Genomic DNA, 11,830 nt, shown 5'->3' with positions numbered 1-11,830 from the left:
CCATGGGCGGCCGCAAATCACTAGCTGAAAACGAAGAGTTAAGCGAAATCAACATTTCGCCTATGATCGACATGGTCTTTATTCTCCTGATTTTCTTTATTGTAACCACTGTATTTGTACAGGAACCCGGCGTGGATGTTGAAAAGCCTTTAACTGCTACTTCCGATCGATTGGAAAAAAATTCCATTTTGATTGCTATCACTGGAAGCAACCAAGTTGTTTATGGAGGTAATGAAGTCGGAATAACAGGAATTCGTTCCATCGTTCGCCGATTAAATACTCGTAACCCAATGCCTGTAATTCTTCAGGTAGATAAAAACGCAAGTACGATAACTGTTATTCGAGTTATCGATGAAGCTAAAATGGGTTCGGCCAATAATATATTTATTTCTTCGGATATGCGTTAGAAGGATTTCGTAACTTATTTAAAACCCCAAATAGCCATGAAAAAAGTATTCTCTTCAAATTACCAAGGCGGTTCCTTACCGATATCGTTGCCATCGGGAATCATCATTACTGTTGTTTTATTTGTTTCACTGACTCTTACCCAAATATTATCCAATCCATTAGATGCTTTAAAGGATGACGAGGGTTCAAGTGTTCAAGTGCAGCCACCACCACCTCCACCTCCTGAGATCCCTGATCCACCAGAAGAGGAGGAGCAGGACGAAGAAATTGAAATGAAAAAAGAGAATCAGCAATTATCTCTGGATCAGATCAATATGGCCTTGAATGCAGGCGACGGAGGAATGTCTTCGAACGGAGTCTCAGTTCAGGTATTCGATATCGCCGATAATTTTGACGATATGATTTTTGAAATTTCCGACTTGGACCAAGCACCGGTCCCTTTAGTGCGGATTGCTCCCGTTTATCCTCCTGAATTGAAACGCAATCGCGTTCAAGGAACGGTAAACGTAGTATTTATCGTAGATGAATTAGGAAACGTAAAACGTCCTAGCATCGAGAAGTCTTCGAATCGTGAATTTAATGAAAATGCGCTTAAGGCCGTCCGTCAGTGGAAATTTGAACCTGGTGAAAAGGACAACAAGAAAGTGAAAACCCGAGTGAGGTTGCCTTTATCTTTCACTCTTCGTCGCTAAAAAATAAATGAAATCTTTTAATCTCTATCTGCGTATTCTCGCATCTATGTTTGTTGTCGCTGGTGTAACCATTCCAGCCTCAGGCGAATTAGACATGCAGTTTTGGAAGAAACCTGGCTATTTTGATAGTTATTATGCGGATCTAAATGCGGTAGAAGCCAAAGTACCCACCATCAAAACTGATGAGAAGGAAGTCCTGGAGCAATATTCTGCCCTGAATCAGGATGAGGCTAGTAGCAAAAGAGCGTTGGCCTACCTGGCTTCGGTCATAACTCCACAAGCGAGTTCCGCCTTGGACTTCACACTGGGTCTTCACTATTACCGAGAAGATGATATTAAAAACGCTGCCATTTATTTCAAACGCGCGGTGGATAAGTGGCCCACATTCCAATCAGCGCACAGGCTTCTTGGTTATTGTCACCTTCAAACACAAAATTGGAAAGGTGCATCCGTTGCATTTTCAACTGCTACTTCCTTAGGTGAGGACGATGCCCGTACTTTTGGTCTTCTTGGAATGATTTATCTTAACCAGGAGAAAATGTTAGAGTCTGAAAGTGCCTATAAAAAAGCAATTGTCGCTGATCCTGAAACGCTCGACTGGTACAAAGGTTTGGCTTCTACGCTAATTCCTCAAGGTAAGCATTTGGAGTTAATATCCTTGTTTGAAGAAATGGTTGCTCGAGCACCTGATGCAGTGGCTGAAAAAGACTTTCTGCTTCTCCAGGCGAATTCTTTCATTGCATTGAACCAGACCCTCAAAGCCGCGGCAAATTACGAAATTGTTCGTCGCATGGGCTTGGGGAATTCTGATTCTCTTGGGAGGCTCGGTGATATTTACTTGAACGAAAATCAAGTAGAATTAGCCACTGGTGCCTACATCGAATCGATCGAACTAGATCCCGAGCAAAAACAGGATATTCCAGTTAATTCAGCGAATATAATGACGGGTCGAGGTTACTGGAAAAACTCAAAGGTTTTAATCGATGTTATTCGTAAGACTTTTGGTGAGGCGCTTCTTCCTGAAAACCATCTCATCCTTCTCCGCCTTGAGGCTCAAATTGCTATCGCTGAACAAGCTGAATCAACGGTCGTAATTGCTTACCTTGAAGAAATTCTTTCCCTTGAGCCGGATGATGGGCAGACCTTGCTTCTTTTGGCTAGATTTAGTGCTTCTGAAAAAGATATAGAAGAAGCAAGAAAGTATTTTGAGCTAGCTATGGAACTCGAAGATTTCAAATATAGAGCTCTTATTGAATACGCTCAGACTCTGGTTCCAGAAAAACTCTATTGTGACGCAGTCCCTTTATTGAGGGATGCCTTAGATATAGAATATACGGTTTCTGTTGAGGACTATTTGGACAGAGTCGAACGGGCCTGTCGTAATCAGCGTCTTGGTAGCCGCTAGTCAAACCTGACACATTTTAAACAACAAAAAGCCTGCCTCATTGAGGCAGGCTTTTTTGCAAATGTTATTGTGCCGGAACCTATTATTGCCCCAACTGATATCGTGAAAAACGACGGATCACAATGTTTTCACCTAATTGGCTGATCTTCTCATTGATGAGCTCTTTAACTGTTTTGGCTGGGTCCTTGATAAACGGTTGCTCTATCAAACAGATTTGAGAATAGAATTTATCGAGTTTACCTTCAACGATCTTTTCTACTGCTTGAGGTGGCTTCCCTTCGGCTTGTCCTATAGCGATATCCCTTTCCTGGTTAGTCAGTTCTTCCGAAACCTGTTCGCGCCTTAAGAATGACGGATTAGCTGCGGCGACATGTAAGCAGATGTCTTTCGCCAAAGCTTTGAAATCATCCGTTTTCGCCACGAAATCAGTTTCGCAGTTCAATTCGATCAAAACACCCACTTTACCTCCCATGTGAATGTATTGCTCAATGAGCCCTTCACTGGCGGCTCTTCCGGCCTTTTTCTCAGCAGTCGAAACACCCTTCTTTCGCAAAGCTGTAATCGCTTTTTCCAGGTCTCCTTCGCTTTCAACAAGAGCTCTTTTGCAGTCCATTAAACCCACACCAGTTTTCTGGCGTAAGTCGTTTACCATTGAGGCGGTTATTTGTACACTCATTATATTATCTATTAAAATTTGGTTTTAAGACTCTGAGCCAATTTCTCTTTTGGCATCTTGGTCAACCATGAGTTCAGGATCGATGGTTACCGTGATCTCTTCCATATTTTCAGCTGCCTCAGCTGCCATTTGGTCGGAATATGATTCCATAACCGTTTCGGTCACATAGGTCATTGGAGTTTTCCTTGATTCACGTTTAGCCAGGCCATTTTGCAGAGCTTCCAGGACTGTCTCGACAATGATACGGATAGATTTTACCGCATCGTCATTTCCTGGAATCGGGTAGTCAACCAAAGTTGGATCCGAATTGGTATCAACCAAAGCTACCACAGGGATTCCTAGGCGTTTTGCCTCTGCCACTGCAATGTCTTCGCGATTAATGTCGATAATGAACATCGCATCAGGCAATTCAGGCATTTCGAGTAAACCTTCGAAATTTCTGTTCATTCGGCTCATTTCGCGATGAATAGCGGCCACCTCTTTTTTCGGTAGCTTGTCCAGGCTTCCATCGGCTTCCATTGCCAGATATTTTTTATATTTAGCAATACTGTTCAGAATCGTTGGGAAGTTTGTCAGTGTTCCACCTAACCAGCGACTCACGCAAAATGGCATCTCACAAGCGGCTGCGGCCTCGCGCATAACTTCCTGGGCCTGTTTTTTTGTTCCAACCAACAAAACTTTGCCGCCACTCGCTACAATATTTTCAAGAAAAGCGGATCCTGCTTCCAGGCGTTCGAAGGTTTTACCAAGATCCATTATGCTGATCCCTTGGCGGTGATCGAACACGAATGGTTTGGATTTTGGATTCCAGCGTTTTGTTTGGTGGCCGAAATGGACGCCGGCATCGAATAGGTCTCTAACAGTTATATTCATAATAATTGCAGGAATCCTAATGTTAGTGGATTCCTTACTGAGCTTTTAAGGTTAATGTTGTCTTTCTCCAGAAGTGGAAAAAGTAGGCCAAGGTAGTATTTTGATTTGGAAAAGCAAGGTGTATTTTGGCTTTGAAATCCAGATATAGCGGGGCTTGGAATTAAAAATATGAAATGGCTGAAAAAAAGCCTTGAACCAATTGCGAATCTGAAAACTATTCGTCCTCTTTCCTTTGTTGCAGGGTGGAGCAGTCTGGTAGCTCGTCAGGCTCATAACCTGAAGGTCCTTGGTTCAAATCCGAGCCCTGCACCCATCGAGGCCTACCGGTTAATCCGGTGGGCCTCGTCCATTTCAGCTTCAGAGTTGAAACGGACCTTTTAGGTGGGAGAAAGTAGGACTAAGGTTCGAACCATTTCCATTGATCCTTTTAGGGTTAACCGCTTGTGTCTGCTTATGATAGCTGAGGAGTTATTTTCAATCCCCGACAATTTTCCGTTCAAATCCTACTTTGGAGGGGATGATACTCCCTGGTCTTGGGTGGGTCAAATTCGGCTTGCCTTGGAAAGCTCGGATTTCGTGGCTCAGATTCCGATTCCCGCTTCTATTCCTCCGGGTGTTGTTATAGAAGGAGCTGTTTTTATAGATCCATCGGTTGTTCTCAGTCCAAATGTAGTGATTCAAGGTCCTGCGTATATCGGTGCAGGCACAGAGATTCGCCCGGGTGCATTTATTCGGGGTAATGTAATTGTTGGTGAGAATTGCGTTTTAGGGAATTGTTCTGAATTTAAAAACTGTCTTTTACTCAACAATGTTCAGGCACCCCACTATAACTATGTGGGAGATTCTATTCTTGGAAACGGAGCTCACCTTGCCGCTGGAGTTATTTGTTCAAACCTGAGGCTGGACCAAGCCAACGTTCCAATCAAACTCAACACAGGGCACGTTGATTCAGGACTTAGAAAACTAGGAGCTTTAGTTGGAGATGAAGCAGAGATTGGCTGCAATACCGTATTGAATCCTGGAGCGGTTCTTGGAAAAAGATCGATTGTTTATCCTTCAATGTCTTTCGATGGCGTCCTTGAGGCAGATTCCATTGCTGCCGTAAAACAAGAAATGCGTATCATTAAGCGCCGTTAAGCTTCTTAACTACAGAATCGAATAGAGCCGGAGTTGCTGCTATCGAAGAGTTCCAATGGTCTTCTCCCCCTTGCCAATTTCCAATTCGGGCTCCCGATCCGCGTATAACAGGTATCACAGGTAAAACATCCCAAGGATTCATAATGGGATCGAGCATGACATCAGCCTGTCCAGTTGCTACTAAAAGATATCCGTACCCGTCTCCCCAGGTTCTAAATAGTCGGGCTGTTTTTACCAATTTCGTAAAGGCTTCACCATCCTGATATTGGTCAGCTGTTCTGATACTCGAGGCCAGCACCGTCGCTTCTTCCAGTTTATCGGTCGTTCTGCAACGTACGCGGTCACCATTCAGAGAAGTCGTTGTATTATTACCAATACAGCTGAGGCCGAGAATGGGTTGGTGGATGGCGCCTAGAATGGGGTCGCCTTTGTAAAGGAGTCCCACAAGGGTCGTAAAAAGCGGTGAACCTGTGATGAAGGCCTTGGTCCCATCGATTGGATCAATCACCCAGGTATACTCTGATTCTTCGTTTTCTTGGCCAAATTCTTCCCCGATTATTCCGTGATGGGGAAATTCTTTTTGTATCAGATTTCTTATGCACTCCTCTGCTTCTTTATCAGCCTTGGTAACTGGTGAGTTATCCGACTTGAGGTCCACCGAATACTTCCGATTGAAAAAGTATGGCTTTATGATCTCTCCACTTTGAATGAGGAGCTCTGACAGAAACGGCAGGAAAGAATCGGTATTCATCTTTGAGTTGGCTTTATGTCTTCTTTCTCATTTCTTGGGAAGCAAAGAATGATTGAAGACATTTTAGAAACCCCGAGGCCATGGCATAAGCATGCGATCCATTGTTTGGATTTTGAAGGAAGTCGTCGAAGCGGCATTGTTGAATATGGGTTGGTGACAATTCTTGATTTGGAAGTGGTGGCAATGGAAACCAGGCTCTGCCAAGCCATTGGGCCTATTCCAGAAATGGAGGCCGCTACTCACCAAATCCGTCAAACGGATGTTGAATTGAGTGACCCTTTTTCGGAATCCTGGAATTTATTCAGGGACAAACGATTGGAGGGACCTTTTGCAGCACATCATGCGGGAGTGGAGAATGGATTAATTAAATCTGTATGGCCTTTCGTTACTCAATGCCCGAATTTTATTACAGGTACCCTGGATGTAGATTGGGGACCTTGGCTAGACACCTGTGCATTGTATAGAGCTTTATTCCCAGATCTAGAAAGCTACAATCTTTCTAAGCTCATCTCGAACTTTGACCTTAATGAAAAACTGGAAGCTCTGGCTCAGCGATTTTGCCCCGAATCCAGAAATTCCTTTCACTGCGCGCCATACGATGCTTTGGCCTCTTCCGTCTTAATTCTTCAACTTCATACTTACGATGAACTAAGGGCCCTTACCCTGGAGCAACTTCTTAAATGGAGCCAGCCCGGCAAAGGTGGAATAACCGACGGGAATCAATTGGAACTACTCTGAGCTGGTGTCTTCAATCGCCTCTGTGGTTTCGGCATCGTTTTCTTCTTCATCTTCTTCTTCTTCCTCGTCGATGTCATCAGTTTCAACGACCTCAGCAATCGCGACTATTTTATCATCCTGTGCAAGATTCATCATTCGAACGCCTTGCGTAGTTCTTCCGATTACGCGGACGTCCTTGACCGGAGATCGAATGGCTTGACCGCTTAAAGTTAGAATCATGATCTCGTCGTCTTCCTTAACGGAAAGAGCTCCAGCGACACCATCTGTTTTCATGGCGATTACGCCACTTCCTGCACGGTTTTGCAGCCGGTAATCTTCAAAGTCACTTCGTTTTCCCTGTCCGTTTTCACCGACAATCAAAATGGTTGCCTCATTGTTAACGACCACAGCCGATTTAACATAGTCCCGCTTTTTCAATCGAATGCCTTTCACCCCTCTGGTGGCTCGACCTTGGTTCCGCAAATCGTTTTCATTAAAGCGGATCGACATACCATTGTGTGTGACAAGTAGAATTTCGTTTTCGCCATCTGTAAGGAGCACGTTGTTAAGTTGATCTCCCTTATCGATGTTGATGCCGATTAGGCCTCCTCGACGGTAGTTTGAATAAGCTCCAAGATTTGTTTTCTTAACAATCCCCTTACGTGTAACTTTGATCAGGTTTAAATCTTCGGAAAACTCGGGGACGCAGATCATCGCCGCAATCTTTTCGGTTTCTTGCATCTGTAGTAGATTGACGAGTGAACGGCCTTTGGAAATACGGCTTCCTTCAACGATTTCGTAAACCTTTTCAACATACACACGGCCATTGTTCATGAAGAACATGATGTTGTCGTGAGTGCTGGCAGTGAACACGTGCTCGATAAAATCTTCTTCGTAGGATCCTGAACCTTTGACTCCTTTACCTCCGCGTTTTTGAGAACGATATTCGCTGACGCTGGTTCGCTTGATGAAGCCCAGATGAGAAACGGATATCACGCAGCCTTCGTTGGCAATAACGTCTTCCATCCTGAACTCACCTTCTGCTGCCACGATTTGGGTTCGGCGTTCAGAAGGGTATTTGTCCTTCATTGCTAGAAGCTCTTCCTTGATTACGGAAAGGAGTTTCCCTTCGTTATCCAGAATATATTTCAGCTCCTCTATCAACTGCATGAGATTCAGATATTCTTCTTCAATCTTCTCTCGTTCCAACCCGGTTAGTTGGTAAAGACGTAAGTCCAGGATCGCATCTGTCTGGCGTTCGGAGAGTGGATACTTCGCCATCAATGCCTGTTTGGCCTCTTCCCTATTTCGGGAAGCGCGGATGATTTTCACAAAGTCATCCAGGTTATCCAGGGCAATCTTGTAGCCTTCTAGGAGATGGGCCCGTGCCTCAGCTTTTCTTAAGCGGAAATGGGTTCTTCGGACTACGACTTCGCGCCGATGCTCAATATAAACTTCAAGGACTTCCTTGATGTTCATTTGTTTTGGACGACGTTTGACCAGAGCAAGCAGGATAACACCGAAAGAAGACTCCAGCGGCGTATGCTTATAGAGTTTATTAATGACTACGCGTGATGATTCTCCACGTTTTAACTCAATAACCACACGTGTATTTTCGTCAGACTCGTCCCGAAGGTCACTGATCTCATGCAATACTTTATGTGAGATCAGTTCAGCAATTTTTGTGACTAAGGTGGCACGGTTTACGGTGTAAGGAACCTCTGTTATGATAATTTGTTCTTTACCGCTCTTGAGCTCGTCCGTGGTGACAGTTCCTTTGATTCGGACAATACCTCGGCCTGTTCTTAGGTATTTATGTATTCCTTCACGGCCGGCGATGGTGCCTCCTGTTGGAAAATCAGGACCAGGTATAATGGTTATCAGGTCATCAATCGAGATCATCGGATTTTCGATAATCGCGCAAGTGGCGTCGATGAGCTCGGCAAGGTTATGCGGCGGGATATTGGTTGTCATCCCAACTGCAATTCCGGTCGAACCATTCATCAAGAGATTTGGAAGCGCTGCCGGGACTACCGATGGCTCTGTTGTGCTCTCTTTGTAATTGGGTACGAAGTCTACCGTATCTTCGTCTATCTGAGCCATCAGGTCTTCGGCAATCTCGTGTAGCTTCGCTTCAGTGTAACGATATGCCGCCGGAGGATCACCATCGATGGAACCAAAGTTTCCTTGAGGAATGATCATGGGATAACGCATCACCCAATGTTGCGCCATACGAACGAGTGTATCGTATACGGAAATATCGCCATGGGGATGGTAATTTTTAAGCACTTCCCCAACCACACCGGCGCATTTGTCGAAGGGCCGGTTGTGAAGTAACCCTTCTCGCAGCATCGCGTAGAGGATTCTTCGCTGCACGGGCTTTAATCCATCGCGCGCGTCCGGAAGGGCGCGTGCTATGATGACGGACATCGAATAATCGATGTAAGCCTTCTGCATTATTTCGGTAATACTAGTCGGAGTGGATCTATCTTTTTCCAAGTTCATCAACAAAAATTATGAATTCAATTCGGCGTACTTAGACGTCGAGGTAGGATGTATTGAGAGCATTGTCTTCGATAAACGCTCGGCGAGAAGGAACATCTTCACCCATCAACATGGAGAAGGTAGCTTCGGCTCTGGCAGCGTCTGTAATATCCACCCTGAGTAGGCGGCGCTTTGCCGGATCCATGGTGGTTTCGAAAAGTTGTTTGGCGTTCATTTCTCCAAGACCCTTATAGCGTTGGATCGTTAATCCACGGCGTCCGAGCCCTCGGATGTTTTCCATGAGCTGGAGAATTGAGAAAAGTTCAACGACTCTTTCTTTTTTTTCATCTCCCATATTTTCGATCAGCCTGTATCTAGGTTCTTCAGTCGGAGTGAACTGATTGATGGTCAAACCCGTTTCCGAGATTTCACGCAAAATTTTACTCATCTGCCCGGCCTCGAATATTTCGTAAACGCCGATCCGTTGTTGAACTACCGTCCCATCCTCTTGCTCGACTTCACGGACAGTTGCTCCTTCCTGAATCTCTTCCGTTATGCCTTGTTCGACATAAAAGTGGGAGCGGTTGTCATCGTTCATCAGGAACACATACTCCTCTTTGTTTCCCGTTCTGATTCGAGCTATGTATTTCGGCAGCTCAAGAGTCTCATCGTTTTTCTGATCCAAATATTCTGTAACTGGACACCCGTAGCGAGAAACACCACCTGTCAGCACTTCCAAGCGCGCAAGTGCTTCCACTACCTTGTCAATCGTTGCGGAAGAGAACTGGTGATCGTCGCGGGCACGTACCAGAGTCACGTCTTCGGAACCCAATTCGAGCAGGATGCGGTTCAACTCCATATCGTTTTCTATATACTGCTCCCTGCGCTTACGCTTGATCTTATACAAAGGCGGTTGAGCGATGTAGAGGAATCCACTGTCAATGATGCCTCTCATGTAACGATAGAAGAATGTGAGATAGAGAGTCTGAATGTGAGCGCCGTCAACATCCGCATCAGCCATCAAAATGATTTTGTGGTATCTTGATTTGGAAGCATCAAACGCTCCTTCACCTTCATGGTCACCAATCCCTGTTCCCAAGGCTGAGGTTAATAATTGGATGGATTTGTTGGCCAATGCCTTGTCGATGCGTGCCTTCTCAACGTTGATCGGTTTGCCGAACAATGGTAAAATCGCTTGGTATTTGCGGTCACGCCCTTGCTTTGCCGATCCTCCAGCCGAATCACCCTCTACTATATAAAGTTCGCAGAGTGCGGGATCTCTTTCTGAGCAGTCAGCCAATTTGCCCGGGAGCCCGCCACCAATAAGGGCGCTTTTGCGCACGGTTTCACGGGCTTTACGGGCGGCTTCACGAGCGCGGGCTGCGTTCGTACATTTATCAATGATCTTTTTGGCTAAACCCGGAGTGGTTTCAAAAACCATTTTCAAATTCTCACCGGTAATCTTCTGGACGATCCCATCCACTTCCCCGTTGGAGAGCTTGGTTTTGGTCTGTCCTTCAAAGCGTGGTTCAGGAACTTTAACCGAAATGACAGCGGTGAGACCTTCCCTGGCATCGTCTCCAGTTATCGATGGATCCTTGTCTTTTACGAGCCCGTTCGCTTTGGCGTAGCTATTGATAGCACGGGTCAAAGCTGTCCTGAACCCGGAAAGGTGAGTTCCCCCCTCGATATTGTAGATAGAATTTGCGTAGGCATAGATCTGATCACTGTAGCTGTCGGTGTACTGAAGACTGATATCTACGATAATCTCGCTGTCCTCCCCTTCAGGGATGGCTTTACCAGAAAAAGTTATCGGGTGTTCAGTGATCGGCGTTTTTGATTTGTTCAAAAACTCCACGTATTCTGAAATCCCATTTTCGAACTTAAAGCTTTCCTGTTTGTTGACACGTTCGTCATCAAGAAAGATTTCAACGCCAGGGTTTAGAAAGGCCAGTTCCCGTAAACGCTTCGAAAGAATCTCATATTTGAAATCGCGTGTCGTGAGAAAGATTTCCGGATCGGGGAGAAAAGTGATTTTCGTTCCCGTTTTTTGGGTGGTTCCAATCACTTTCAATTCCTGAGTCGTCTTTCCTCTGGAAAATTGCATGTGATGAATCTTCCCTCCGCGGCGAACCTCAGCTTCAAATTGTTCGGAGACTGCATTCACACATTTTGCTCCTACACCGTGTAAGCCACCTGACACTTGATAAGCACCTTTGCCGAATTTTCCTCCAGCGTGTAAGTTGGTTAGCACCAATTCGAGCGCAGGGATGTTGTATTTCGGATGGATATCCACCGGAATACCCCGACCATCGTCCGCAATCGAGCAAGATCCGTCCAGGTGGATGATTACGGAAACAAGCGAGCAGTAACCTGCCAGAGCCTCGTCTATCGAATTATCGACGATTTCAAAAACACAGTGGTGTAGACCACGTTCATTGGTGTCGCCGATGTACATATCGGGACGTTTGCGGACACCCTCAAGGCCCTCCAATTTTTGGATTTTTGAGGCGTTGTAGCCGGATTCATCAGGATTTAAGTTAGGATTGTTATTAGCTTCGTTTTCTTCGGTCATTCGCAGTTATAAGAGTGCTATCTAGGAAGATAAAAGCGACTTATTTTTTTGAGGTATTTGGCATTTGCGAGTCTTTATTTATGTTTACAAAGCTTGTAGTCTGCGGTTCTTG

The 11,830-nt window shown here is 45.2% G+C and carries 10 protein-coding genes and 1 tRNA gene; 6 read left to right on the top strand and 5 right to left on the bottom strand.

The features are described 5' to 3' along the window. The first annotated feature begins 2 nt into the window (after positions 1-2). The 3 genes from O3C43_00195 to O3C43_00185 are packed head-to-tail and all read left to right on the top strand — an operon-like array spanning position 3 to position 2,505. Positions 3-407, top strand: coding sequence for a biopolymer transporter ExbD (locus O3C43_00195; protein MDA1064899.1), 405 nt, complete (start codon positions 3-5; stop codon positions 405-407). 36 nt (positions 408-443) lie between these two features. Continuing rightward, positions 444-1,100 carry an energy transducer TonB gene (locus tag O3C43_00190; GenBank protein MDA1064898.1) on the top strand — a complete coding sequence of 219 codons (657 nt, stop codon included), beginning with the start codon at positions 444-446 and terminating at the stop codon, positions 1,098-1,100. Positions 1,101-1,107: 7 nt separating this feature from the next. Further along, positions 1,108-2,505, top strand: coding sequence for a tetratricopeptide repeat protein (locus tag O3C43_00185; GenBank protein ID MDA1064897.1), 1,398 nt, complete (start codon positions 1,108-1,110; stop codon positions 2,503-2,505). Positions 2,506-2,587: 82 nt separating this feature from the next. Here O3C43_00185 and tsf read toward each other — a convergent pair whose 3' ends face one another. After that, the gene (gene tsf, locus O3C43_00180; GenBank protein MDA1064896.1) at positions 2,588-3,181 is read right to left on the bottom strand and encodes a translation elongation factor Ts; all 594 of its coding nucleotides are present in this window, start codon (positions 3,179-3,181) and stop codon (positions 2,588-2,590) included. 24 nt (positions 3,182-3,205) lie between these two features. After that, a complete protein-coding gene (rpsB, locus tag O3C43_00175; GenBank protein MDA1064895.1) occupies positions 3,206-4,054 on the bottom strand; it encodes a 30S ribosomal protein S2 in 849 nt (282 codons plus the stop codon). 236 nt (positions 4,055-4,290) lie between these two features. On the opposite strand from rpsB, the gene O3C43_00170 reads away from it, so the two are divergent. Beyond that, a tRNA-Met gene (locus O3C43_00170) sits at positions 4,291-4,367 on the top strand. Positions 4,368-4,507: 140 nt separating this feature from the next. Then, a complete protein-coding gene (locus tag O3C43_00165; GenBank protein MDA1064894.1) occupies positions 4,508-5,191 on the top strand; it encodes a UDP-N-acetylglucosamine diphosphorylase in 684 nt (227 codons plus the stop codon). Here the strand turns inward: O3C43_00165 and O3C43_00160 are convergent. Beyond that, positions 5,178-5,942, bottom strand: coding sequence for an inositol monophosphatase family protein (locus tag O3C43_00160; protein ID MDA1064893.1), 765 nt, complete (start codon positions 5,940-5,942; stop codon positions 5,178-5,180). The two genes, O3C43_00165 and O3C43_00160, sit on opposite strands and share 14 nt — an antisense overlap. A gap of 15 nt (positions 5,943-5,957) precedes the next feature. Between O3C43_00160 and O3C43_00155 the strand changes: the two genes are divergently transcribed. Further along, the gene (locus tag O3C43_00155) at positions 5,958-6,680 is read left to right on the top strand and encodes a 3'-5' exonuclease (protein ID MDA1064892.1); all 723 of its coding nucleotides are present in this window, start codon (positions 5,958-5,960) and stop codon (positions 6,678-6,680) included. Here the strand turns inward: O3C43_00155 and gyrA are convergent. Then, on the bottom strand, positions 6,672-9,164 hold the full coding sequence (gene gyrA, locus O3C43_00150; protein MDA1064891.1) for a DNA gyrase subunit A: 2,493 nt from the start codon (positions 9,162-9,164) through the stop codon (positions 6,672-6,674). The two genes, O3C43_00155 and gyrA, sit on opposite strands and share 9 nt — an antisense overlap. 31 nt (positions 9,165-9,195) lie before the next feature. Next, positions 9,196-11,718, bottom strand: coding sequence for a DNA topoisomerase (ATP-hydrolyzing) subunit B (gene gyrB / locus O3C43_00145; protein MDA1064890.1), 2,523 nt, complete (start codon positions 11,716-11,718; stop codon positions 9,196-9,198). Positions 11,719-11,830 lie beyond the last annotated feature (112 nt).

It is taken from the genome of Verrucomicrobiota bacterium (genome assembly GCA_027622555.1).
In the GTDB taxonomy this organism is placed as follows: domain Bacteria; phylum Verrucomicrobiota; class Verrucomicrobiia; order Opitutales; family UBA2995; genus UBA2995.
Note: the sequence above shows the minus strand (reverse complement) of the source record. Positions and strands in the feature narration are given on the sequence as shown.